The organism is Methylobacterium sp. C33D, from assembly GCF_053345825.1.
In genome coordinates, this window is the sequence record NZ_JBKFAV010000001.1 from 260,788 (window position 1) to 284,286 (window position 23,499).

At 70.7% G+C, this 23,499-nt stretch carries 20 protein-coding genes; 9 read left to right on the plus strand and 11 right to left on the minus strand.

What is annotated here, in order from left to right:
• Window positions 1–98 precede the first annotated feature (98 nt).
• On the plus strand, window positions 99–3,086 hold the full coding sequence (locus tag ACLBXO_RS01305; RefSeq protein WP_447684239.1) for an FAD-binding and (Fe-S)-binding domain-containing protein: 2,988 nt from the start codon (window positions 99–101) through the stop codon (window positions 3,084–3,086).
• Window positions 3,087–3,106: 20 nt separating this feature from the next.
• On the plus strand, window positions 3,107–3,787 hold the full coding sequence (locus tag ACLBXO_RS01310) for a GntR family transcriptional regulator (protein WP_447684240.1): 681 nt from the start codon (window positions 3,107–3,109) through the stop codon (window positions 3,785–3,787).
• A 31-nt stretch (window positions 3,788–3,818) separates the two neighbouring features.
• Here the strand turns inward: ACLBXO_RS01310 and ACLBXO_RS01315 are convergent, their stop codons facing one another.
• Together ACLBXO_RS01315 and ACLBXO_RS01320 are read right to left on the minus strand one after the other, a co-directional pair.
• Complete coding sequence (locus ACLBXO_RS01315; protein ID WP_447684241.1) at window positions 3,819–4,748, minus strand: class I SAM-dependent methyltransferase; 930 nt, start codon at window positions 4,746–4,748, stop codon at window positions 3,819–3,821.
• 175 nt (window positions 4,749–4,923) lie between these two features.
• On the minus strand, window positions 4,924–5,577 hold the full coding sequence (locus ACLBXO_RS01320; protein WP_331317853.1) for a GntR family transcriptional regulator: 654 nt from the start codon (window positions 5,575–5,577) through the stop codon (window positions 4,924–4,926).
• Between the two features lie 193 nt (window positions 5,578–5,770).
• Here ACLBXO_RS01320 and dctP point away from each other — a divergent pair, with 193 nt between their 5' ends.
• From dctP to ACLBXO_RS01340, 4 genes are all read left to right on the plus strand, one after another.
• Entirely contained in the window at window positions 5,771–6,793 is a 1,023-nt protein-coding gene (gene dctP, locus ACLBXO_RS01325) for a TRAP transporter substrate-binding protein DctP (RefSeq protein ID WP_331317851.1), read from the plus strand.
• Window positions 6,790–7,482, plus strand: coding sequence for a TRAP transporter small permease (locus ACLBXO_RS01330; protein ID WP_331317849.1), 693 nt, complete (start codon window positions 6,790–6,792; stop codon window positions 7,480–7,482). Before dctP ends, ACLBXO_RS01330 begins: the two co-directional genes overlap by 4 nt.
• Entirely contained in the window at window positions 7,479–8,831 is a 1,353-nt protein-coding gene (locus tag ACLBXO_RS01335) for a TRAP transporter large permease (RefSeq protein WP_447684242.1), read from the plus strand. The genes ACLBXO_RS01330 and ACLBXO_RS01335 overlap by 4 nt, the downstream gene beginning before the upstream one ends.
• A gap of 161 nt (window positions 8,832–8,992) precedes the next feature.
• Window positions 8,993–9,460, plus strand: a complete 468-nt coding sequence (locus tag ACLBXO_RS01340) for a YbaK/EbsC family protein (protein ID WP_447684243.1) — start codon at window positions 8,993–8,995, stop codon at window positions 9,458–9,460.
• 118 nt (window positions 9,461–9,578) lie between these two features.
• Here ACLBXO_RS01340 and ACLBXO_RS01345 read toward each other — a convergent pair whose 3' ends face one another.
• The 4 genes from ACLBXO_RS01345 to ACLBXO_RS01360 all read right to left on the minus strand — a co-directional run bounded on the left by ACLBXO_RS01345 (window position 9,579) and on the right by ACLBXO_RS01360 (window position 14,409).
• Window positions 9,579–10,391 carry an enoyl-CoA hydratase/isomerase family protein gene (locus tag ACLBXO_RS01345; RefSeq protein WP_331317843.1) on the minus strand — a complete coding sequence of 271 codons (813 nt, stop codon included), beginning with the start codon at window positions 10,389–10,391 and terminating at the stop codon, window positions 9,579–9,581.
• Between the two features lie 24 nt (window positions 10,392–10,415).
• Entirely contained in the window at window positions 10,416–11,636 is a 1,221-nt protein-coding gene (locus ACLBXO_RS01350; RefSeq protein WP_331317841.1) for a CaiB/BaiF CoA transferase family protein, read from the minus strand.
• A gap of 6 nt (window positions 11,637–11,642) precedes the next feature.
• On the minus strand, window positions 11,643–12,935 hold the full coding sequence (locus ACLBXO_RS01355; RefSeq protein ID WP_331317839.1) for an MFS transporter: 1,293 nt from the start codon (window positions 12,933–12,935) through the stop codon (window positions 11,643–11,645).
• A gap of 223 nt (window positions 12,936–13,158) precedes the next feature.
• Complete coding sequence (locus ACLBXO_RS01360; protein ID WP_331317837.1) at window positions 13,159–14,409, minus strand: nitrate/nitrite transporter; 1,251 nt, start codon at window positions 14,407–14,409, stop codon at window positions 13,159–13,161.
• A gap of 498 nt (window positions 14,410–14,907) precedes the next feature.
• Between ACLBXO_RS01360 and ACLBXO_RS01365 the strand changes: the two genes are divergently transcribed.
• Window positions 14,908–15,861 (plus strand): L,D-transpeptidase, encoded by a 954-nt coding sequence (locus tag ACLBXO_RS01365; RefSeq protein ID WP_447684244.1) that lies wholly within the window; start codon window positions 14,908–14,910, stop codon window positions 15,859–15,861.
• 57 nt (window positions 15,862–15,918) lie between these two features.
• On the opposite strand, the gene glpX is transcribed toward ACLBXO_RS01365, so the two are convergent.
• From glpX to ACLBXO_RS01380, 3 genes are all read right to left on the minus strand, one after another.
• Entirely contained in the window at window positions 15,919–16,902 is a 984-nt protein-coding gene (gene glpX / locus ACLBXO_RS01370) for a class II fructose-bisphosphatase (protein ID WP_331317833.1), read from the minus strand.
• Between the two features lie 145 nt (window positions 16,903–17,047).
• Window positions 17,048–18,364, minus strand: a complete 1,317-nt coding sequence (locus ACLBXO_RS01375; protein ID WP_447684245.1) for a homoserine dehydrogenase — start codon at window positions 18,362–18,364, stop codon at window positions 17,048–17,050.
• Between the two features lie 109 nt (window positions 18,365–18,473).
• Window positions 18,474–19,160, minus strand: coding sequence for a ceramidase domain-containing protein (locus ACLBXO_RS01380; protein WP_447684246.1), 687 nt, complete (start codon window positions 19,158–19,160; stop codon window positions 18,474–18,476).
• A gap of 95 nt (window positions 19,161–19,255) precedes the next feature.
• Between ACLBXO_RS01380 and xth the strand changes: the two genes are divergently transcribed.
• The gene (gene xth, locus ACLBXO_RS01385) at window positions 19,256–20,050 is read left to right on the plus strand and encodes an exodeoxyribonuclease III (protein ID WP_447684247.1); all 795 of its coding nucleotides are present in this window, start codon (window positions 19,256–19,258) and stop codon (window positions 20,048–20,050) included.
• Between the two features lie 67 nt (window positions 20,051–20,117).
• Window positions 20,118–20,741, plus strand: a complete 624-nt coding sequence (locus tag ACLBXO_RS01390; protein ID WP_331317827.1) for a glutathione S-transferase family protein — start codon at window positions 20,118–20,120, stop codon at window positions 20,739–20,741.
• Between the two features lie 28 nt (window positions 20,742–20,769).
• Here ACLBXO_RS01390 and ACLBXO_RS01395 read toward each other — a convergent pair whose 3' ends face one another.
• Both ACLBXO_RS01395 and ilvD read right to left on the minus strand, forming a co-directional pair.
• Window positions 20,770–21,672: a tetratricopeptide repeat protein gene (locus ACLBXO_RS01395; RefSeq protein ID WP_447684248.1), complete on the minus strand. Its 903-nt coding sequence runs from the start codon at window positions 21,670–21,672 to the stop codon at window positions 20,770–20,772.
• Window positions 21,659–23,389, minus strand: a complete 1,731-nt coding sequence (gene ilvD, locus ACLBXO_RS01400; RefSeq protein WP_447684249.1) for a dihydroxy-acid dehydratase — start codon at window positions 23,387–23,389, stop codon at window positions 21,659–21,661. Before ilvD ends, ACLBXO_RS01395 begins: the two co-directional genes overlap by 14 nt.
• Window positions 23,390–23,499 lie beyond the last annotated feature (110 nt).

Here is a 23,499-nt window from a genome sequence, read left to right on the forward strand (position 1 = left end):
CGGGTCGACAGCGCGACGCCGCGGCCGGTTTGCTCTGCCGTGAATTTTGAATACATTTCTCCGCGGGTGGGCGCGTCCCATCTCGGGAGGGATCGATCGTGACGGAAGCGAGGGCGGATGCCCCGGCGCCGCGTGCAGCGGCGCGCCTCGAGGCCGGTTTGCCGCGCCGGCTGGCGGAGCAACTCCAGGGTGAGGCGCGCTTCGACGCGTTCACGCGCGGGCGCTACAGCACCGACGCCTCGATCTACCAGATCATGCCCGCCGGCGTGGTGCTGCCGCGCTCCGCCGCCGACATCGCCGCGACCCTGCGCGTCGCCGCCGAGCACGGCGCCCCGGTGATCCTGAGGGGCGGCGGCACCTCGCAGAACGGCCAGCCGATCGGGTCCGGCCTCGTGGTCGACTGCTCGCGGTACTTCAACGGCGTCCTGGCCTACGACGCGGAGGCCGGCACGATCACGGTCGAGCCGGGCATGGTGCTGGAGCGCCTGAACACCCGGGTGAAGGCCGACGGCTGGTTCTTCCCGGTCGAGCCCTCGACGGCGACCCGCTGCACCATCGGCGGCATGGCGGGCAACAATTCCTGCGGGGCCCGCTCCCTGCGCTACGGCAAGATGAGCGACAACGTCCTCGCGATCGAGGCGCTGCTCCACGACGGCGAGGCCTTCGGCTTCGGCGTGACCGGCAACGCCCATTCCGGCGTGACCGGGTCGGATCGGGCCGCCGCGCTGGCCGGGCGGGTGCGCGGCCTCGCCGAGGATCACCGCGCCGAGATCGAGGCCCGCTACCCGAAGGTTCAACGTCGCGTCGGCGGCTACAACCTCGATGCGCTGATCGAGGCGCAACCGAACCTCGCGCACCTGCTCGTCGGGTCCGAGGGCACGCTGGCCGCGACCACCGCGGTGACGCTGAAGCTCTCGCGCCTGCCCACGCACCGGGTGATGGGCGTGTGCCACTTCCCGTCGTTCCGGGCCGCCATGGAGACGACGCGGCACATCGTCGGGCTGGACCCGGTGGCGGTCGAACTCGTCGACAACAACGTCCTCGTGCTCGGCGCGGACATCCCGCTGTTCCGCACGACGCTCGCCGACATCACCAAGGGCAAGCCGAACTGCCTGCTGCTCACCGAGTTCGCCGGGGACGACCTCGCGTCGCTCCGGCGCGACCTGAAGCGCCTCGACGCCTGCATGGCCGATCACGGCTTCCCGGACGCCGTCGTGGAGGTGGTCGAGCCCGCCCGGCAGAGATCGGTCTGGGAGGTCCGCGAGGCCTGCCTCAACATCATGATGTCGATGAAGGGCGACGCCAAACCGGTCTCCTTCATCGAGGATTGCGCCGTCCCGCTGGATCACCTCGCCGACTACACGGACGCGGTGACGGAGGTGTTCACCAAGCACGGCACACGCGGCACGTGGTACGCCCACGCCTCGGTCGGGTGCCTGCATGTCCGCCCGATCCTCGACATGAAGGAGGCCGGCGATGTCCGGCGGATGCGGGCGATCGCGGAGGAGACGTCCGAGCTGGTGCGCCGCTACAAGGGCTCGTATTCCGGCGAGCACGGCGACGGGATCTCCCGCTCGGAATTCGTGGAGCCGCTCTTCGGCGCGACCCTCACCCGCGCCTTCGAGACGGTGAAGGACGCGTTCGACCCGGATAACCGGCTCAACCCCGGCAAGATCGTGCGGGCGCCACGCTTCGACGACCGCGGCCTGTTCCGGTTCAAGCCGGACTACGCGGTCTCGGCGCCGACGACGACTGCCCTCGACTGGTCGGACTGGGGCGGCTTCGGCTCCGCGGTGGAGATGTGCAACAACAACGGCACCTGCCGGAAGCTCGCCGGCGGCGCCATGTGCCCCTCCTACCGGGTGACGAAGGAGGAGCAGCACCTGACCCGCGGCCGGGCCAATTCCCTGCGGCTCGCCATCTCGGGCCAGCTCGGCGAGGACGCCTTCACCAGCCCGGAGATGAAGCGCACCCTCGATCTCTGCGTCTCCTGCAAGGCCTGCCGCCGCGAGTGCCCGACCGGCGTCGACATGGCCAAGATGAAGATCGAGTTCCTGCACCATTACCACGCACGCCACGGGCTGCCCCTGCGGGAGCGCCTCATCGCGACGATGCCGCTCTATGCCGGGGCCGCAGCGCGGCTGGCGCCGCTGCTCAATCTGCGGGACCGATATCCGGCCCTCGCCGCCCTCTCGGAGCGGTTCGCCGGGCTCTCGGCCAAGCGCTCGCTGCCGCGCTGGCGGCGGCCGTGGGGCGAGGAGGGCGAGCCTGCCCACGCGCAGGACGTCGTGGGCGACTTCCGCGACGTGATCCTGTTCGGCGACACCTTCAACCGGGCGTTCGAGCGGGAGAATCTCGAGGCGGCCGAGCGCGTCCTGCGGGCTGCCGGCTACCGGCTGCACCGGGTCTACCCGTCCCGCGGGCGGCGCCCCCTCTGCTGCGGCCGGACTTGGCTCTCCGCCGGCCAGACCGACCGGGCCCGTCAGGAGGCGCGCCGCACCCTCGACGCGCTGCTGCCGTTCCTCCGTGCGGGGGCGCGGGTCGTCGGCCTGGAGCCGTCCTGCCTGCTCACCTTCCGGGACGAGTTCGCGGCGCTTCTGCCCGGCGACGAGGCCGCGCTGCTGGCCAAGCAGTCCTTCCTGTTCGAGGAACTGCTGGCGGCCGACCTGACGGCCGGCCGCATCGCGCTGCCGTTCGCCGACCAGCGTGGCCGGGTCGCGCACCTGCACGGCCACTGCCATCAGAAATCCTTCGGCATCATGGGCTCGGTCGAGACCATGCTTCGGGCGGTGCCGGGACTCGACCTGCGGATCATCGAGTCGAGCTGCTGCGGGATGGCGGGCGCCTTCGGCTACCGGCCGGAATCGATCGAGACGTCCTTCGCCATGGCGGAGCTGTCGCTGTTCCCGGCGCTGCGCGCCGCCGGGCCCGACGATCTCGTCGTGGCCGACGGGACGAGTTGCCGCCACCAGATCCACGACGGACTGGGCCTCCGGGCGGAACATGTGGCTCGCGTGCTGGATCGAGCCCTCGTACCTCGACACTCCATTGCCGGGCACCTACACATACACGACAGGTCGCACTGATCTGTGTGTGTCGGGGGACCATGAATAAAATCGAGCCCGGGATCGGCATCAGCCGCCGCTACCTCCACGACGAGGTCGCCGAGCGCATGCGCGAGCTGATCCGGTCCGGCGAGATGGAGCCGAAGGCGCGGATCAACGAGAGCGAGCTGACCGAGCGCTTCGGGATCTCGCGGACGCCGCTGCGCGAGGCGATCAAGATCCTGGCGACGGAAGGTCTGCTGGAGCTGCTCCCGAACCGCGGGGCCCGCGTCGCCAGCATCTCGGATGCCGAACTCGAGGAGATGATGGAGGTGATCGCCGGCCTCGAAGCCACGGCCGGGGATCTGGCCTGCCGAACGATCACCGACGCCGACATCGAAGCCCTGGTGGTCGATCACGCGGCGATGGTCGAGGCCTGGCAGGCGGGGGACGAGGCCGGCTATTTCAGCCACAATCGCCGGATCCACGAGGGGATCATGGCGGCGAGCCGCAACACGATCCTCGCCAACATCTACGAGAGCCTGTCCGGCCGGATCCAGCGCTCGCGCTACTCCGCCCATCAGACGCCCGAACAATGGGCGCGGGCCGTCTCCGAGCACGAGCGGATGATCGAACTGCTGCGTGCCCGCGACGGCGCCGCGCTGGCCGTGCTCATGCGCGAGCACATCCGCGGGAAGAAATCGGTGATCGCCGCCAATTACGGGGCGGCCGAGACCGCCTGAACGTCTCGGTCGTTGGAGACCGCACCCGCGATCAGCCGGGCATCCCGGTCATCTCGAACCAGAACGACGCGCCCGGCGTGCGGGAATCGTTCGCGTAGAGGAACGGGATGTCGGGGCCGGCGCCGCGGGCGGCGAAGACCGTCCTGACCCGGGCGCTCATCTCGGGATCCTGACAGATATACATCACCGGCGCGGTCACCCGGAACGGCGGCGCGCCGCACAGGAGCATCGCCGCCAGCAGATATTGCTCGTTGTACAGCCTGCAGTTCCATGCCGAGGGGTAGTCGTCCGGGATGAAGATGTCGTGGATCTGCACGATGACACCCGGCGCGAGGCGCGGCATCACCTCGAAGAAGAACACCGTCACGTCCGAATTGGCGAAGGAGCGGTGCGACCCGTCGAAGAACAGGATGTCGCCGGCTTTCAGCTCCTCGAAGACCTTCAGGTCGCACGATTCGAGCGGGCTGCGCACGGTCCAGTCGCACAGGGCGTCGATCTCGCGCCGCGGCATCGGATCGATCGAGGTGATCCGCGTCGGCAACTTCAGCGTGTCGATCGTGTGCCGGGCGAAGCAGGTCGAGCAGCCGGACCCGATCTCGTAGAACCGCTCGGGGCGCTTCCAGGCCAGCATCGTCATCAGCGCGGCGCCGTCGAGGGCGGTGAACCACGTGTTGTTCCAGTGGGGCGACGCCCCGCTGGCCGACGGGGCGTCGTGCGGGACGCTGTGCAGCAGGTCGGCCCAAACCTCGAGCTCCGTCAGGAACCGGTCGTAGGCCGCCCGGGACCGGCCGAGCACTGCCTTGAGCTGGCCGTGCGGCGCCCGGCCCGGCGTCCAGCGCGCGGACGGAACGACGGGGTAGTAATCGTGGACCGTGTGGCTCCAGCGGAACGCCTCCCGGCTCGCCCGGAAGATGTCCACGCCCGCCCGGCGGCCCGCGCTCCTGACGACGTCCTTCAGCATGCTCTGTCCCCGGTTGCGGGCGAACAATGCCGGTTATGCAACTTACGGTCGAGTCGCGCGGAACACCTACGCAGTCCGACCTGCCCGTAGGGTTAGGGCACCATGAACGGATCGTCCCGGGCCAGGCCCGGATCCGGCCGGACCGTCGGTATCGGCACCGTCGCGGCGCCTGCCTTCAGGCGGCGCTCTGCGCCCGCAAGCCCGCCACCAGATCGGTGAACCGGTCACCCTGGACGATCACGTGGCTACGCAGCGCGTCCGCGGCGCCGGCCTCGTCGCCCGCGATGATCGCGGCGACGATCGCCTCGTGCTCGGCCAGCGATTGCGGCAGGCGCTGGCGCACGCGCAGCTGCAGCCGGCGATAGGGGGCCAGGCGGCGATGGAGCGACAGCGCCTGCTCCGCCAGGAAGGCGTTCCGGCTCGCCCGGTAGACCACCGTGTGGAACACGTAGTTCTCGGCGTAGTAGGCCTCGGTGTCCTCGGTCGCCAGGGCGGCGCGGCAGCCCTCCAGCGCGGCGCGGAGCGCGGCGGCGTCCTCCGGCACGAGGCGACGCGCCGCGAGGCGGCCGCACGCCGCCTCGATCTCCGCCATGGTCTCGAACATGGCGAGCAGCAGGTGCGGCTCGGGCGCGCTGACGATCGCCCCGCGCCGGGGCTTCGTCTGCACCAGCCCGGTGACCGCGAGCTGCAGCAGCGCCTCGCGGATCGGCGTGCGCGAGACCCCGAAGCGGGCCGCGAGCTGATTCTCGTCGAGCCGCGATCCCAGCGCGAGCTCGCCGGAGACGATCTCATCCTCGATCCGCTGCCGCAGCCGCTGCGCGTGGCTCATGCTGCCGTTCCCTCCCCCGATGAACGGGTCGCACGCCGCTCCGCCCTTGAGGCCGGCGGATGTTCGGCGCGCGCGAACATTATGCTGGAGCATTGACAAAATATACAAGCCGGTTTTCCATGCATACAACGAGGCGCCGCATTATTGCAGCGCACAAAACAACGCCGCGTTGTTTGCGGTGCGGGAGAGCTCCATGACGCCTACTCGTCGCTCGCTGATCGCGGCCACGCTCGCGGCACCGGCCATCCTGCGGTTCGGCCTCAACAGCGCCCAGGCGGCCACGACGCTGAAGCTGTCCCACCAGTTTCCCGGCGGCACCATCGACGAGGGCGATTTCCGCGACCGCATGTGCCGGAAGTTCGCCAAGATGGTCGGCGAGCGTTCGAAGGGCGCCCTGGACGTCCAGGTCTACCCGGGCTCCTCGCTGATGAAGACGAACGCCCAGTTCGGCGCCATGCGCAAGGGCGCGCTCGACATGTCGCTCTACCCGAGCCCCTACGCGGGCGGCGAGATCCCGGAGCTCAATATCGGCCTGATGCCCGCGCTGGTGACGTCCTACGCCCAGGCCGTGGCGTGGAAGGCGGCCCCGGTCGGGCGCAAGCTCACCGAGATCCTGGACGCGAAGGGGATCATCCTGGTCTCCTGGGTCTGGCAGGCCGGCGGCGTCGCGAGCCGGGAGCGCGCCCTCGTGTCGCCGGCCGACGCCAAGGGCATGAAGGTCCGCGGCGGTTCGCGCGAGATGGACATGATGATGAAGGAGGCCGGCGCGGCCACCCTCTCGATCCCGTCGAACGAGTCCTACGCGGCGATGCAGACCGGCGCCTGCGACGCGGTGATCACCTCCTCCACCAGCCTGATCTCCTTCCGCCTGGAGGAGCTGTCTAAGGCCCTGACCTCGGGGCGCGAGCGCTCCTACTGGTTCATGCTCGAGCCGATCATGATGTCGAAGATCGTGTTCTCGGGCCTGCCGAAGGAGCAGCAGGACCTGATCATGGCGGTCGGCACGGAGCTCGAGGCCTTCGGCCAGTCCGGCGCGAAGGAGGATGACACCCGGGTCGAGGAGATCTTCGCCAAGGCCGGCGCCAAGGTCGTCCAGGTCGACGAGAAGTCCCTCGGCCAGTGGCGGGATCTCGCCCGCAGCACCGCCTGGAAGGATTACGCCGCCAAGAACGCGAACTGCGCGGAACTGCTGAAGCTCGCGGAGCAGGTCGCGTGAGCCACGGCTTCGACGCGGCCACGGCCGCACCGGAGGCGCGCGGGGCCGAGGAACCGCGCCTTCCGGGCCTCCTCGGCGCCTTCGACCGGGGCATGCGCCTCCTCAACAGGGTGATCCTGGCCGTGGGCGGCCTCTGCCTGGTAGCGGCCTGCCTCGTCCTCACTCACAGCGTCGTCGTCCGCTACCTCCTGAAGGAGCCGACGGAGTGGCAGGACGAGATGGCGGTGTTCCTGATCATCGGGGCCACCTTCCTGTCGGCGGCCGGCGTGCAGGCCAAGCGCGGGCACGTGGCGATCGAGGCCCTGACCGGCCTCCTCCCGCCCGCTGCGAACCGGGTCCGGCTCCTGCTGGCCGACGTCGTCAGCCTCGCCTTCTGCCTGTTCTTCGCGTGGAAGAGCTGGTCGCTCGATCACGAAGCCTGGGTCGACGGTCAGGTCTCGCAGTCGACTTGGGGGCCTTCCCTCTGGATCCCCTACACCCTCATGTCGGTCGGCATGAGCCTGCTGTGCCTGCAGTTCGTCCTGCAGATCGCCGAGGCCCTCGCCTACGGGCCGCGGGCCGCCGGCTGGGCGCAGCCCAAGATCGGGCTCGGGGCCGACGTCAATCGCGACATGCACGGGGCGGCCGCAGTCGCGCCGCGAGGACCGGATCCGCTGGGTCAGACCGTTTCCGCGAAGGTTGAACGATGAACACGGCCGCGATCGGCTTCCTGTACGCGGGCGCGACCCTCGGGGCGATGCTCTCGGGCATCCCCATCGCCTTCGCGCTGGGCTTCGTGGCGCTCGCCTTCATGGTGGCGTTCATGCCCGGCGCCTCCCTCGATACGGTGGCGCAGAACGTCTACGAGGAGATGGCCTCGATCACCCTGCTGTCGATCCCGCTCTTCATCCTGAAGGGCGCGGCCATCGGACGGTCCAAGGCCGGCCAGGACCTCTACACGGCCATGCATGCCTGGATGCACCGCATCCCGGGCGGCCTGGGCATCGCCAACGTCTTCGCCTGCGCGCTGTTCGCCGCCATGGCGGGCTCCAGCCCGGCCACCTGCTCGGCGATCGGCTCGGCCGGCATCCCGGAGATGCGCAAGCGCGGCTACTCGCCGGGCTTCGCGGCCGGCATCATCGCGGCGGGCGGCACGCTCGGCATCCTCCTGCCGCCCTCGATCACCATGATCCTGTACGCGGTGGCGGCCGAGCAGTCGCTCGGGCGGCTGTTCCTCGCGGGCATCGGGCCGGGGCTGCTCCTGGTCAGCCTGTTCGCCGCGTGGTCGATGGTGCGCTTCCGCTCGGAATACGCCGCCGCGAAGGAGGCCCTGGAGCGCGGCGGGCCGGCCTCGCCGATCCTGGCGGACGAGCAGTACAGCATGGCGCAGCGCTTCTCGACGCTGCCGCGTGTCCTGCCCTTCGTGGTCCTGCTTACCGGCGTGATGGTGGCGCTCTACGGCGGCTACGCGACGCCGTCCGAGACCGCGGGCCTCGGCGGGCTGATGGCCCTGGCGCTGATCGCCGCGATCTACGGGGTCTGGCGCTTCCGCGACGTCACGCCGATCCTGACGGCGACGCTGCGGGAATCGACCATGCTGATGCTGATCATCGGCATGTCGCTGCTCTACGCCTACGTGATGAGCTACCTGCACATCTCGCAATCGGCCGCCGCCGCGATCGTCGCGATGCAGCTCTCGCCGTGGGTGCTTCTGGTGACCATCCTGGCGCTGGTGATCGCGCTGGGATTCTTCCTGCCGCCGGTCTCGATCATCCTGATGACGGCGCCGATCATCCTGCCGCCGCTCAAGGCCGCCGGGTTCGACCTCGTCTGGTTCGGCGTCGTGATGACCATCACCATGGAGATGGGCCTGATCCACCCGCCGGTGGGCCTCAACATCTTCGTCATCAAGAACATCGCCCCGGACATCCCGCTCTCGGACATCATCTGGGGCACCCTGCCCTTCGTGATCCTGATGGCGGTGGCGATCCTGATCCTGTGCCTCGTGCCGGGCATCGCGATGTGGCTGCCGGACCAGCTGCTCACGACGACGCGGTAGGTCGGTTCACCCGGCACACCGGCGCGGCGGGCCCCTCTCCAGCCGGAGAGAGGCCCGCCCGCGTGCCGCGCAGCGCCGGCCCGCGCCGGCGCGCTGGCCGGCGCGCCCGGAGCCGCCTATGGCGGAGCGCGCCGCCCCGATCCCGAATCTCGGACCGAACCATGAGCCTCGCCTCCGTGCGCGCCTTCTTCGCCGAGAAGGCGCCCGACATCGCGGTGATCGTGCTGGAGACCAGCACCGCGACCGTGGCCGAGGCGGCGGAGGGCCACGGCGTCGTCCCGGCCCAGATCGCCAAGACGCTCTCCATCCGGGTCGGCGATCGGGTCGCCCTGGTGGTGACGCGCGGCGACGCGCGGCTCGACAATCGGAAGGCCAAGGCCGCCTTCGGCGGCAAGGTGCGGATGCTCGACCTCGGCGAGGTGGAGGCGCTCACCGGCCATCCGGTGGGCGGCGTCTGCCCCTTCGGGCTGTCGACACCGCTGCCCGTCTACTGTGACGTGTCGCTGCGGGCGTTCGACGAGGTGGTGCCGGCGGCCGGCAGCACCCACAGCTCGGTGCGGATCGCGCCGGCGCGGATGGCCGAGCTGACCGGCGCCGCCTGGGTCGATGTCTGCGCGCTGCCGGGCTGAGCGGCGCGGTGAGCGCCGTTCCCGCTCCGCACGAGGCGCGGGAGAGGGGCAAGGCGCCACTGCCGCGACACCGAAGACGCCTTCCCTTCGGACCGTCGCAACACCCTCCGGTGCGGTTCTAGCGCCCGGTCCAGTTGGGCGGGCGCTTGCCGAGAAAGGCTTCCATGCCCTCGCGGAAGTCCTGGCTCATGTAGCACATGAGGATCAGGTCATCGCCGGGATGCGGCGCGCCCTCGGCGCCGGCCTCCTCCTCGGCGAGGCGCCGCAGCCCCTCCTTGGTCGCCTGCATGGTCAGCGGCGCGTGGTTGGCGAGCAGCTGCGCCAGGGTGTCGACCCGCTCGGTGAGCGCGGCGCGATCGTCCACCATCTCGCCGATCAGCCCGATGGCGAGCGCCTCCTCGGCCCCGACGAGCCGGGCGGTGAAGATGATGTCCTTGACCCGCGCCGGGCCGATCAGGCCGGAGAGCCGCTTGAGGTTGCCCTGGCTCAGGCAGTTGCCGAGGGTGCGGGCGATCGGGAAGCCGAAGCGCGCGTCGCGCGTGGCGATGCGCAGGTCGCAGGCCGCCGCGATGGCCGCGCCGCCGCCCGTGCAGGCCCCGGCGATCGCCGCGATGGTCGGCACGCGCAGCCGCTCCAGCGAGCCTAGCACCCGGTCCATGAAGCGCTCGTAGCCCAGCGCGTCCTCGGCCGTGCTGAAGTCGCGGAACTGGGCGATGTCGGTCCCGGCCGCGAAGGCCTTGTCGCCCGCGCCGGTGATGATCAGCGCCTTGACCGCCGGGTTCCCGGCGATCGCCTCGCAGCAGGTGATCAGCCCCTGATACATCGCGAAGGTGAGCGCGTTGCGCGCCTGCGGACGGTTGAGGACGATGCGGGCGATGCCGGCCTCGTCGGTGGTGAACAGCAGCTCGTCGGTCGCGGGCTTGGCGGTCATGCGCGGCGTCTCCGGGTGGCGGCGTCAGGCCGCGGTCTCGCGGACCACGCCCCGCGCGATCAGCGCGTCGATCTCGGCGGGCGCGTAGCCGGCCTCTGCCAGGATCGCCCGGGAATGCTCGCCGAGCAACGGGGCCGGGCCGTGGACGCGCCCCGGCGTCTCGGAGAACTTCACCGGCAGGCCGAGGGTCTTCATGCGCCCGACCCGCGGGTGATCGACCTCCACCACCATCTCGCGGGCGAGCGCCTGCGGGTCGCGGTGCATCGCGTTCACGTCGAGGACCGGCCCGGCCGGGACGCCGCCGGCCTCGAGCCGGGCGAGCCACGCGGCCGAGCTGTGGGCCCGGAAGACCGGCGCGAGGGTCGCGGCGAGTTCGTGACGGTTGGCCATCCGGTCGCGGTTCAGCGCGAAGCGCGGGTCCTCGGCGAGGTCATCGGCGCCGATGGCCTTGAGCAGGCGCAGCCAGTTGGTCTGGTTGGCCGCGCCGATCGTGATCCAGCCGTCGGCGGTCTCGAAGGCCTCGTAGGGGGCGTTGAGCGGGTGGGCCGAGCCCATCGGGCCGGGCGCGATCCCGGTCGCCATGGCGATGGCCGACTGCCAGTAGGTGTGGGTGATGCCGGCCTCGAACAGCGACGTATCGACCGCTTGGCCCCGGCCGGTCCGGAGCCGGTTCGCGTAGGCCGCGAGGACGCCCATGGCGGCCAGGATGCCGGCGGTGATGTCGGTCACCGGCGGCCCGCACTTCATGGGCGGACGCCCGGGCCCCTCCCCGGTGACCGACATGAGGCCGCTCATGCCCTGCGCCACGAGGTCGAACCCGGCCCGGTCCGCGTAGGGACCGGTGCGGCCGAAGCCGGAGAGCGAGCAGTAGACCAGTTCGGGGAACTCGACCTTCAGGGTCTCGTAGCCGATCCCGAGGCGCTCCATGGTGCCGCCGCGGTAGTTCTCGATCAGCGCGTCCGCGCCCGTGAGCAGGCGGCGCAGGACCGCGACCCCGTCCGGATCCTTGAGGTCGAGGCTGATGCCGCGCTTGCCGCGGTTCATCATCATGTAGGCGGCGCTCTCGCCCTCGAGGGCGGGCGGGACGGTGCGACGGGTGTCGTCGCCCTCCATCTTCTCGACCTTGATCACCTCCGCGCCCATGTCGGCGAGCATCAGCCCGCAGACCGGCCCGGCCATGATGTGGGCGAGCTCGATCACCCGCATCCCGGCGAGCGGACCGGAGCGCTTCATGGTCTCCGCCATCGCGCGCTACTCCCCGGCCGGCACGGCGGCCGCGGGGCCGACCGACGGCGTGGCGGGATCCACGAACTCCCGCTCGGGGTGCATGGTGAAGGCCAGCACGGCGCCGAGCAGGCACAGGCCGATCGAGCCGACGAAGGGCAGCGTCCAGCTCCCGGTCATGTCGACGATGACGCCGAAGACGATCGGCGACACGATCGCCGCCACGGCCGAGCCGGTGTTCATCAGCCCGCTGGCGGTGCCGGCGTATTTCGGTGCGATGTCCATCGGCACGGACCAGATCGGTCCGATCACCAGCTCGGCGAAGAAGAAGCCGGAGGACAGGAGCAGCGCCACGAGGGTCAGGTCCCGCGTCATGAACACGCCGGCGAGGCTGGCGGCGGCGCCGAGGAAGCCGATCACGATCACCGACAGCCGGGCGAGCTTCACGTTGCCGGTGCGGTGCAGGATCGAGTCGCTGAGCAGGCCGCCGACCGTGTCGCCGACGACGCCGGCGAAGAACACGCCCGAGGCGAACAGGGCCGAGTTCTTCAGGTCGAGGCTGTAGTTCTCCTTGAAAAAGCTCGGGAGCCAGCCGAGGAACAGCCACAGGGTCCAGCCGTAGCAGAAATACGTGATCGAGACCGGCAGCATGCGGCGGGTCAGGGCGCCCCACGGCACGCTCTGCTTCGCGCCGACCTTCCGGGGCGGCGGCAGCGTCTCGAGCTCCGCCGCGGTGATCGCCGGATGCTCGGACGGGTCGTCGCGGAAGTACAGCCACCAGATCGCGACCCAGACGAAGCTCACCGCGCCGAGGATCACGAAGCTGGTCCGCCAGCCGAAATGGTAGATCAGGAAGGCGACGATCGGCGGCGCCACCGCGTTGCCGAGCCGCGCGAAGGCGTGGGTGATGCCCTGCGCGAAGCCGCGCCGGCCGGGCGCCGTCCAGTTCTGCATCGCGCGGGTGGCGGTCGGGAAGGTCGCGCCCTCACCGAAGCCGAGCAGGACGCGCGCTAGGAACAGGCTGACGAGCCCGCCGACCATGCCGGTCAGGATGGTCGCCGCGGCCCAGATCACCCCGCAGGCGAGCAGCGTGCGCCGGGCGCCGAACTTGTCGCCGACCGATCCGCCGATGACCTGGAAGATGGCGTAGGGGTAGGCGAAGGCCGACAGGATCAGACCGAAATCGGTCTTCGACATGCCGAAATCGCGCATGATCTCCGCGCCGGCCGTGGCGATGTTCACCCGGTCCAGGTAGGTGATGAAGTACATCACGCACAGCAGGCCGAGCACGCCGTTCGTGGCGCTGAAGCGCTTCGACATCGACCGTTCCTCCCATGGGGCGCCGCCGCTCGCGGGCGCCGGGCGCCTCGGCATCGCGGCCGGGCGCTCTCTCGTAATGCATTATTCAAACGCGTCACGAGGCGGAAGGCAACCGCCGACCTGCATCCGGCACGCGAATTTGTCTTTTGCAGTGCAACCGAAAACGGGGGCCGCCAGGGCCCCCGCTCGCGTCCGCCGTCGCGGGATGGCGGCCCGGCGCCGGTCAGGCCGTCGCGGGCCGGAGCTGTCCCGGCTCGGCCTCGGTCGCGGTACCGAGCGCCTTGCCGCGCGGCCCGACCCAGGTCCCGACCCACTTGCGCTGCCACAGGGCGAGGCAGCCGAGAACGATCGCCGTGAAGACGGCGTAGCCGACGAAGCCCAGCGAGAACGAGCCGGTATACTGCTTGGACAGGCCCATGACGTTCGGCAGGATCGCGCCGCCCAGCGCCCCGATCTCGCCGATCATCGAGCCGGCCACGGCCGTGTTGGTCGGCCAGCGCAGCGGCACCAGCTGGAACAGCGCGCCGTTGCCGGCGCCGAGCGCGGCGAAGCACAGCATGAACAGGAGCGTCGTCAGCGCCAGGGACGGCGTCGCGGTCAGCGACAGCAGGGTCGCGATCGCCGCGAGCAGCACCACCGACAGGACCGCGATGCCGCCCATCCGGTCGGCGAAGTAGCCGCCGACGATCCGGATACCCGATCCCATGAAGGCCGCCAGCATGGTCAGGCGCCCGGCCTCGACCTTCGTCACCGCGAACTGCTCGTAGAAGAAGGTCGGCAGGAAGTTCGACAGTCCAATGAAGCCGCCGAAGGTGATGACGTAGATCAGCGAGAACGCCCAGCCGTCCTTCGTGAACAGGCAGGAGACGTGCTCCTTGAAGGACTGGTGCTCGCAATCCGGCGGCTCCTTGGCGAGCACGATCATGATCGCCAGGGGCAGCAGCATGACGATGCCCGCGAAGGCGTAGGTGGTCTGCCAGCCGTAGGCCTGGGCCAGCGGCGGGGCGAACAGCACGGCCAGCACGGTGCCGGAATTGCCGGCGCCCGCGATGCCCATCGCCAGACCCTTGTGCTCCGGCGGGAACCAGCCCGAGCCGAGGGACAGGGCGACGCCGAAGGAGGCGCCGGCGATGCCGAGCAGGACGCCCATGGCGAGCACGTCGTTGTAGGAGGAGACGAACAGGTAGCCGTAGGCCATCGCCAGCATGATCACGCTCATCTCGGTGATCGCGGCGTTCTTGCGGCCGATATACTGGGCCAGGACGCCGAGCGGGAAGCGCATCAGCGCTCCGGCGAGGATCGGCAGCGAGATCATGAAGCCGGTCTGGGCCGGCGAGAGCTTGAAGGTCTCGGTGATGAACGGGCCCATGGCTCCGTTCAAAACCCAGATGGCGAAGCAGAAATCGAAGTAGAGGAATGCCGCGAACAGCGTCGGGGGGTGACCCGACTTCATCACCGTTTTGAAGCTGGCCATAGCTGGTGCTCGTCGTAAGTGGGCGAACCGTCACGCGGTCGCTCATGCCGGGGATCCGGACTCACACCGTCCGCTGTTTGGAGCGCCGTTGCTCCGCGGCCGCAGCAGGCGCGGCTGCGTGGGCAATGCAGCAAGCGTGCCATATCGCACCCGGCACCCGATGCCGGGATCGCTCGCCACCGGTCATGCCGCGGCCAGGCCGCGCGCCACCGAGTCGCTGCCGCTCGGCGAGGCAGGTCTGCCGACGAAACGGGCGGAGTCCGAAACCCTCACGGTTCGGTGAGCAGCGCGGTCGAGTTCGTTGCTGCACGAGGGCAACACAGGCGCGGAGAAACGACCCCGAAGACCCTGTAAGTTGCCCGTCATCGAGGTCGGCAACTTGGCGGTAAAGCGCGACCTTTGCTAAGCCCCGGGATGAGCTGTGCCGCGACTTCGTGCCGGCCCGCTCGCTTGCGCGTCGCGGCAAGCCCCGGCGACGCCTCCCGAGGAATTCGAACCATGTCCGCCCCGCTCCGTCGCCTTCTCCTGGCCGGCTTCACGGTCCTCGCCCTCGCCTCAACCGCGCATGCCCAGGGCCGCGGCCCGGTGGGCGAGTCCGGGATCGACGGGTTCGGCGACGACGGCCAGCTCTACCAGGACCAGAACGGCGCGCTCTACGTCCGTCGCGGCGGCCGCTATCTGCCCTATACCGGCCGCACCGACTTCGTGCGCCCCGCCCCGCCGCGCCCCGCCGCACAGGCCCCGATCGCACCGCCGCCGCCGGCGACTGCCCTGGAGACGGACGATCCGACGGTTCCGGCCCGCCCGGGCAGCGCGGCTCCGGCCGAGGGCCTGTCGCCCCTGGAGGCCGCCAAGGCCAAGGCCGTCCTCCGCGCGCCGGACAACGAGCCGATCGACTACGCCAAGGTCTACGGCCCGATCGCGGACGACGTGTTCCCGGTCCAGGCGTTCAATTACAAGAAGATGAACCCCGCGTTCCTCCGGCAGGAGATCGCCTATCACGGTCCCTACGAGCCCGGGACCATCATCGTCGACCCGCGGGCCCACCAGCTCACGCTGGTCGAGGCGAACGGCCGGGCCCGGCGCTACGGCGTCGGCGTCGGCAAGCAGGGCTTCTCGTGGTCGGGCACCGCGACGGTGAACTCGAAGCAGGCGTGGCCGGACTGGTACCCGCCGAAGGAGATGATCGCCCGCAGCCCGAAGCTCGCCAGCGAGGTCGACAAGCTGCAGAGCGGCCTCGGCGTCGCCGGCGGCCTGCGCAATCCGCTCGGCGCCCGGGCCATGTACCTCTGGCAGGGCAACAAGGACACGCTGTTCCGCATCCACGGGACGCTGGAGCCCTTCTCGATCGGCAAGAGCGTGTCGTCGGGGTGCATCCGGATGATCAATCAGGACGCGATCGACCTGTTCAGCCGCGTCAACGTCGGCACGAAGGTGGTGGTGCTGAACTGAGGCCGGGCCGAGCCCGAGAACCGAGCGCCGCCGGTCGAGGACCGGCGGCCTGACGGCTCAGGTCAGCCCGCGCCGGTGCTCCCCGAGGATCCGCCGCACCGTCCCGGCCTCGGACCGGTACACCAGGGTCTCGGTCTGGATCCTGTCCGGACGGAAGCGCACGCCGCGCAGCAGTGCCCCGTCGGTGATGCCGGTGGCGGCCACGATGACGTCGCCGCTCGCGAGGTCGGTCAGGTCGTACTTCCGGTCCACGTTCTCGATGCCCATCTCGGCGGCCCGGCGGCGCCGGTCCGGGGTGTCGAGGATCAGGCGTCCCTGCATCTGGCCGCCGATGCAGCGCATCGCGGCGGCCGCCAGCACGCCCTCCGGCGCCGCGCCGGTCCCGAGATACAGGTCGATGCCGGTCTCCTCGGGACTCGCCGTGAAGATGATCCCGGCGATGTCGCCGTCCGAGATCAGGCGCACCGCCGCGCCGGCCGCCCGCACCTCGGCCACGAGCGCCGCGTGGCGCGGCCGGTCGAGGATCAGCGCGGTGATCTGCTTCGGGTCGACGCCCTTCGCCCGGGCCAGCGCCACGATGTTGTCGGTCGGGCTGGCGTCGAGATCGACGAGACCGGGCGGGTAGCCGGGCCCGATGGCGATCTTCTGCATGTAGACGTCGGGCGCGGCGAGGAGCGAGCCGCGCTCGGCCATCGCCATCACGGCGATGGCGCCGGGCATGTCCTTGGCGCAGAGGGTCGTCCCCTCGAGCGGATCGACCGCGATGTCGACCTCGGGCCCTTCACCGAGACCGAGCTGCTCGCCGATGAACAGCATCGGCGCCTGATCGCGCTCCCCCTCCCCGATCACCACGGTGCCGCGGATCGGCAGGGCGTTGAGTTCGTCGCGCATCGCGTCGACCGCCGCCTGGTCGGCCGCCTTCTCGTCGCCCTGCCCGCGCAATCGGGCGGCGGCGATGGCGGCGCGCTCCGTCACGCGGGCCAGTTCGAGGGCGAGCGTGCGCGGGACGCCGCGCGATGCCGACTTGGGGGCCTCAGCCATGGTTTCCTGCCTCTGGCCGGGTCCGATCTTGGGGTCGGATCCCGGATGGATACCGTCGGATGACGGCCGCGCAGCGTATACGCCGGTTCGCTAAGGCCCACTATCCTGCATCAAGCGGTGGGGCGTCACGCTACCGTATGCACTGTTATTCACGCTCGATCCGGATCAGCTGCGGCGGCTCCGCCAGCAGCCCGTCGGCGCCGATGGCATCGAGCGCGTCGCGGATGTTGCCCTCGGTCGCCGCGTAGGTGATCAGCACCAGCGGCACGGGCCGGCCCGAGCGGCCGCGCGGATCGGCCTCCGGCCCCTCGACGCGCCGCTGCAGGATGCTCTCCAGGGAGATGGATCGTTCGGCCATTCGCTGCGCGACGCCGGCCGCGACGCCCGGGCGGTCATGGACGGTGAGGCGGATGTAGTAGCCGCCCTCGTGACGCTGCATCTCCACGCGCTCGCTGGCGCGCATCGCCGCGGCGGGGATGCCGAAAATCGGGCGGATCACGCCGCGCGCCACGTCGGCGATGTCGGCCACCACCGCGGAGGCCGTGGCCTCGCCGCCGGCGCCGGGCCCGATCAGCGTGAGCTCGCCCACCGCGTCCGCGTCGATCGTCACAGCGTTCGTCACACCCATGACTTGCGCGATCGCCGAGGATTTCGGCACCATGGTCGGGTGGACCCGCTGCTCGATGCCGGCCTCGGTCGCCTGCGCGACGCCGAGCAGCTTGATCCGGTAGCCGAGCTCGTCCGCCATGCGCAGATCGAGGGGCTGCACCCGGGAGATGCCCTCCACCGACACGCCGTCCGCGTCGACCGCGGTCCCGAAGGCGAGGCTCGTCAGGATGGCGAGCTTGTGCGCGGTGTCGAACCCCTCGACGTCGAAGGTCGGGTCCGCCTCGGCGTAGCCCAGCGCCTGCGCGTCCTTCAGGCACGCCTCGAAGGTCAGCCCTTCCCGCTCCATGCGGCTGAGGATGTAGTTGCAGGTGCCGTTGAGGATCCCGTAGACGCGGGAGACCGCGTTGCCCGGCAGGCCCTCGCGGAGGGTCTTGATCACCGGGATGCCGCCGGCCACCGCCGCCTCGAAGGCGAGTGCCACGCCCTTCACCTCGGCCTGCGCGGCCAGGGCGGCCCCGTGGCGGGCCAGAAGCGCCTTGTTGGCGGTCACCACCGGCCTGCCCGCCGCGAGCGCCGCCTCGACCACCGCCTTGGCCGGTCCCTCGGCGCCGCCGATCAGCTCGACCACGCAGTCGACGGTTTCCGACCGGGCGAGCGCCACCGGATCGTCGAACCACGCGATGTCGGACAGGTCGAGGCCGCGGTCCCGGCCGCGGTCGCGCGAGGAGACCGCGGTGACGCGGATATCGAGGCCCGCCGCCGCGAAGGCGGCGCGGCGGCGCTCGACCATCCGGACCACGGACGCACCGACGGTCCCGAGTCCGGCGATCCCGAGGCGAAAGCTCACTGTCATGACCCCTTCCGTGCCCGGACGACCGCGATATGCCGGGCGCCCGATGCGGCGCACTTCTGCAAGAATTCCGCCCGGCCCGCAAGGAATTGGCCCTGGACCGCGGCGCGTCTCACCCGGCCGTCTCCCGGTGGCGGATCGCCGTCGCTACGAGGGCGTAGAGGACGGCGGCGTTCAACACGTGCCAGAGCGGGTGCGTGCCGGTCGGCAGCAGCGCGCAGGCGGCGCGGTCGCCGGTCCGCGCGGCGAGCGAGGCCAGGAAGAGCAGGCCGGTGCCGGCGAGCCGCCGCCCGGTCCCGACGAAGCGCTCCTCCGGCCGGCGCGCCGCCGCCCAGGCGACGCCGAACAGCGCCAGGAGGGCGGGCAGGTAGTCGACCGAGCCGTTGGTGAGATGCCCGACATCGAGGCCGGTCAGCCCGTCGAGCAGGGGCGTGAGCGCGAAGCCGAGGAGGGCGAAGCCCCCGGTCGCCGCCGCGACCCGGACCGGCGCCAAGCGCAGGAACCGCGAGAGGGCCAGGGCGAGGTAGGCGTAGATGAACAGCGCGATCGGGACGACGTCCGCGAGCATCGCCCAGTAGACCGCCAGGGTGTGGAACAGGAACGAGCCGACGCCCACCGCGGCGATCAGGGCCGCCAGCCCGAGGCAGGTCCGGTCCGGCGGATCCGCCACGGCGGCGCGGCGCGCCGCGGCGGCGGCGGCCAGCAGGAAGGCCGCGTTCGACAGCGCGTTCGCGGGCTCGGCCCAGAAGTCCGGCCCGCCCCGCTCGCAGTAAGCCGATACCGGCTCGAACCAGTTCATCCGCCGACCCTACTTCCCCGTCCTTGCGCCGGGATGGCCTTGTCAGCGCGACGCGAAGCGCGGATGACGGCCGGGCGGCGACCGGAAGCGAGGCGATGCGGATCACCACCTGGAACGTCAACTCGATCAAGCAGCGGCTCCCGCACCTGCTCGGCTTCCTGGAGGAGGCGCGGCCCGACGTGGTCTGCCTGCAGGAGCTCAAGTGCCAGGACGAGTCCTTCCCGCGCGCCGACATCGAGGCGGCGGGCTACGCGGTCGAGACGCTGGGCCAGAAGGCCTATAACGGCGTGGCACTGCTGGTCCGCGCGCCGCTCGCCATGTCGGAGATCCGGCGCGGGCTGCCGGGCGACGCGGACGACGAGCAGGCCCGCTACATCGAGGCGCTGATCTCCGGCGCGGACACACGCCCGGTGCGCGTGGCGTCGATCTACCTGCCGAACGGCAACCCGGTGGACAGCCCGAAATACCCGTACAAGCTCGCCTTCATGGAGCGGCTGCGGCTCCACGCCCGCGCGTTGCTGGCTGACGAGATCGCGGTGGTCCTGGCGGGCGACTACAACGTCATCCCGGAGGCGGCCGACGCGGCCGATCCGGAGGCGTGGCGCTCGGACGCCCTGTTCCTCGGGGCGACCCGGGCGGCCTTCCGGGCGATCCTCGCCGAGGGCTACACCGACGCCCTGCGCGCCTGCGACCCGCGCGACGGGCTCTACACCTTCTGGGACTATCAGGCGGGGTGCTGGCAGCGGAATGCCGGCATCCGCATCGACCACCTGCTGCTCTCGCCCCAGGCCGGCGACCGCCTGGTCTCGGCCTCGGTCCAGAAGCACCTGCGCGGGCTCGACAAGCCGTCGGACCACGTGCCGGTCACGGCCGAACTGGCGGCGGACTGAAATCCTGCCCTATGTTAGCGGGCCGGCGCCTCTTTCGACGCCGCCCCCGACAGGTATGGAGCCCCGCTTGATCGTCTACGGTACCGGCTACTCGCCCTACGTCCGCAAGGTCCTGGTCTCCCTCGCCGAGAAGGGCGTTGCCTACGAGCACAGGCCGGTGATGTTCCACGCGCCCGACGCGGATTTTCAGGCGTCGAGCCCGCTCGGGAAGATCCCGGCCCTCGAGGATGACGGGTTCCGCCTCGCCGATTCTTCGGCGATCTTCTGGTATCTGGAGCGCAAATACCCGACGCCGGCTCTCGTCCCGGCCGACGCGAAAGGTCTCGGTCGCGCCGTCTGGTTCGACAAGTTCGGCGACACGGAGCTGTTCGCCAAGCTGATCGTGCCGTTCGTCGAGCGCATCCTGAAGCCCAACATGATGAAGCGGCCGACCGACGAGGCCGCGGTCACCGCGGCGCTGGAGACAGATCTGCCGCCGCTCTTCGACTATCTGGAGAGCGAGATCGCGGGCCCGTATCTGGTCGGCGAGGCCTTCAGCGTCGCCGACATCGCCATCGCGACGGGATTCTACAACTTCCATCTGGCGAAGGCGCGGGTCGACGCGGATCGCTGGCCGAAACTCGCGGCCTATATCGACGCGACGCTGGCGCGGCCGTCCTTCCAGGCCGCCCTGGACGCCAGGAAGGGCTGAGGCCGCGCGACGATCCGCAGGCGGGCCTTCAGCGCCGCTTGCGGATCGAGCCCACGGTCTGCAGCTGCGTCTGCGCCTCGGCGCGGTCGTCCTCGCTGGCGGCCGCCCAGTTCTTCTCGTAGAGCGCGACGATCCAGTCGTCCTTGCGGCTCTCGGCGCCTTCCCGGGCGAGGGAGAGCCACATCAGGCCCCGGACGCGCTGGATCGGGATTCCGCCCAGGCCGTTGACCAGCATGTCGCCGAGCAGCGCCTGCGCCGGGTGGTGGCCCTTCTCGGCGGCGAGGTTGAACCAGCGCGCGGCCTGCCGCGGGTCGGCCTCGACGCCGGTGCCGTCGAGGTAGAGCCGGGCGAGATTGTACTGCGCGTTGGGGTCCCCGTAATAGGACGCCGCGTAGTTGAACATGTCGTAGGCGCGCTCGGGATTCGGGCGCACGTAGGTGCCCTTGATCCCCTCCAGGAAGTAGGTGCCCAGAGCCGTGAAGGCGCTGCCCAGGACCGCCGAGTTCTGCGGATCGGGCCCGTCGTCGGTGCTGGCATCGGCGATCCGCGAGAAGAACTCGAACGCCTTCAGGTCGTCGTGCGGGACGCCGTCGCCGTCGGCGTACATCCGGCCGAGCTTCCACAGCGCCAGGGCGTGGCCCTGGCCGGCCGCGTACTCGAGGGCGCGCGCGGCGCCCTGCTTGTCGCCGGCATTGTACTCGCGCATGCCGGCGCGCAGGGCGTCCTTGGCCGAGCGGTAGCCTTTGTCGGCGACCGGGACCTGGACGGGCGTGCGGACATTGGCGTCGAGGGCGCGCGAGGGCGCGGCCGGCAGCGCGAGCAGGGCTAGCGCCCACGCCGCGACCGCGAGCCCGCCAGCGGACCGGAACCGACCGGGATCGGCCCCGGCCGGCTTCCTGCGCCGGCTGAGGTCAGTCCTAGACGTCCGCATAGCTCTGCGTCTCCTTGGCACCTCCCGGATGGGTGACGGCGCCGTACAGGGCCGGGCCGACGCCCTGCGCGTATTTCCAGAGGTAGCCGGAGGTCGCGGTGTTCGGCCGCGCGGTCCAGGCCTTGCGCCGCTCGGCCAGCTCCGCGTCCGACAGGGCGACGCTGAGCGTGCCCTGGATCGCGTCGAGGGTGATCACGTCGCCGTCGCGCAGCAGCCCGATCGGGCCGCCGACGGCGGCCTCGGGTCCGACATGGCCGACGCAGAAGCCCCGGGTCGCGCCGGAGAAGCGCCCGTCGGTGATCAGCGCGACCTTGTCGCCCATGCCCTGACCGTAGAGGGCCGCGGTGGTCGAGAGCATCTCGCGCATGCCGGGGCCGCCGCGCGGGCCCTCGTAGCGGATGACCAGAACCTCACCTTCCTTGTAGCTGCGGGCCTGGACCGCCGCGAAGCAGGCCTCCTCGCCGTCGAACACGCGGGCCGGGCCGGTGAAAACCTGCTTCTCGGCCGGGATGCCGGCGACCTTCACGATCGCGCCCTCGGGGGCGAGGTTGCCCTTCAGGCCGACGACGCCGCCGGTCGGGGTGATCGGCTTGTTGGCCGGGTAGACCACGTCCTGGTCCGGATTCCAGGTCACCCGGTCCATGTTCTCCGCGATGGTGCGGCCGGTGACCGTCAGGCAGTCGCCGTGCATGAAGCCGTGATCGAGGAGCGTCTTCATCAGCAGGGGGATGCCGCCGACCTCGAACATGTCCTTGGCGACGTAGCGCCCGCCGGGCTTCAGGTCGGCGATGTAGGGCGTGCGCCGGAAGATCTCGGCCACGTCGAACAGCGTGAACTCGATGCCGCACTCGTGCGCGATCGCCGGCAAGTGCAGCGCCGCGTTGGTGGAGCCGCCCGAGGCCGCCACCACCGTGGCGGCGTTCTCCAGCGCCTTGCGGGTGACGATGTCGCGCGGGCGGATGCGCTTCTCCAGGAGCTCCATCACCTTCTCGCCGGCGGTGGCGCAGAACTTGTCGCGGATCTCGTAGGGGGCCGGGGCGCCGGCCGAGTACGGCAGCGCCAGGCCGATCGCCTCGGAGACGGTCGCCATGGTGTTGGCGGTGAACTGCGCGCCGCAGGCGCCGGCCGACGGGCAGGCGACCTGCTCCAGCTCGTCGAGATCCTCGAGGCTCATGTCGCCGACGGCGACCTTGCCGACCGCCTCGAACAGGTCCTGGACGGTGACCGGCTTGCCGCGGAACGAGCCGGGCAGGATCGAGCCGCCGTAGATGAAGATCGAGGGCACGTTCAGCCGAACCATCGCCATCATCATGCCGGGCAGCGACTTGTCGCAGCCCGCGAGGCCGACGAGGGCGTCGTAGGCGTGGCCGCGCATGGTCAGCTCGACCGAGTCGGCGATGACCTCGCGCGACGGCAGCGACGCCCGCATGCCGCCATGGCCCATGGCGATGCCGTCGGTGACCGTGATCGTGCAGAACTCGCGCGGCGTCCCGTTGGCGGCGGCGACGCCCTTCTTCACCGCCTGTGCCTGGCGCATCAGCGAGATGTTGCAGGGCGCGGCCTCGTTCCAGCACGAGGCGACACCGACCAGCGGCTGGTGGATCTGCTCGCGGGTCAGGCCCATGGCGTAGAGGTAGGAGCGGTGCGGGGCGCGGTCGGGCCCCTCCGTGACGTGGCGGCTCGGCAGCTTCGACTTGTCGTTCAAACGCGTCACCATGACTTCAGACCAAGCCTTCGCAGCCGACCCCGAGGGTGCGTTGAACCGCGGCGCGTCGCCGTTCGCGAGGCGCCGGGAGATCCGTCCGCGTGCTCGGGAAGTCCTCGTTT

Coding starts and splice junctions, on each gene's coding strand:
- ACLBXO_RS01360 (WP_331317837.1), bottom strand. CDS start 14,409: ATGGCCAGCTTCAAAACGGTGATGAAGTCGGGTCACCCCCCGACGCTG.
- ACLBXO_RS01345 (WP_331317843.1), bottom strand. CDS start 10,391: ATGACCGCCAAGCCCGCGACCGACGAGCTGCTGTTCACCACCGACGAG.
- ACLBXO_RS01375 (WP_447684245.1), bottom strand. CDS start 18,364: ATGACAGTGAGCTTTCGCCTCGGGATCGCCGGACTCGGGACCGTCGGT.
- ACLBXO_RS01315 (WP_447684241.1), bottom strand. CDS start 4,748: ATGCTGAAGGACGTCGTCAGGAGCGCGGGCCGCCGGGCGGGCGTGGAC.
- ACLBXO_RS01335 (WP_447684242.1), top strand. CDS start 7,479: ATGAACACGGCCGCGATCGGCTTCCTGTACGCGGGCGCGACCCTCGGG.
- ACLBXO_RS01395 (WP_447684248.1), bottom strand. CDS start 21,672: ATGCGGACGTCTAGGACTGACCTCAGCCGGCGCAGGAAGCCGGCCGGG.
- xth (WP_447684247.1), top strand. CDS start 19,256: ATGCGGATCACCACCTGGAACGTCAACTCGATCAAGCAGCGGCTCCCG.
- ACLBXO_RS01310 (WP_447684240.1), top strand. CDS start 3,107: ATGAATAAAATCGAGCCCGGGATCGGCATCAGCCGCCGCTACCTCCAC.
- ACLBXO_RS01340 (WP_447684243.1), top strand. CDS start 8,993: ATGAGCCTCGCCTCCGTGCGCGCCTTCTTCGCCGAGAAGGCGCCCGAC.
- ACLBXO_RS01365 (WP_447684244.1), top strand. CDS start 14,908: ATGTCCGCCCCGCTCCGTCGCCTTCTCCTGGCCGGCTTCACGGTCCTC.
- ACLBXO_RS01320 (WP_331317853.1), bottom strand. CDS start 5,577: ATGAGCCACGCGCAGCGGCTGCGGCAGCGGATCGAGGATGAGATCGTC.
- ilvD (WP_447684249.1), bottom strand. CDS start 23,389: ATGGTGACGCGTTTGAACGACAAGTCGAAGCTGCCGAGCCGCCACGTC.
- ACLBXO_RS01350 (WP_331317841.1), bottom strand. CDS start 11,636: ATGGCGGAGACCATGAAGCGCTCCGGTCCGCTCGCCGGGATGCGGGTG.
- ACLBXO_RS01355 (WP_331317839.1), bottom strand. CDS start 12,935: ATGTCGAAGCGCTTCAGCGCCACGAACGGCGTGCTCGGCCTGCTGTGC.
- dctP (WP_331317851.1), top strand. CDS start 5,771: ATGACGCCTACTCGTCGCTCGCTGATCGCGGCCACGCTCGCGGCACCG.
- ACLBXO_RS01380 (WP_447684246.1), bottom strand. CDS start 19,160: ATGAACTGGTTCGAGCCGGTATCGGCTTACTGCGAGCGGGGCGGGCCG.
- glpX (WP_331317833.1), bottom strand. CDS start 16,902: ATGGCTGAGGCCCCCAAGTCGGCATCGCGCGGCGTCCCGCGCACGCTC.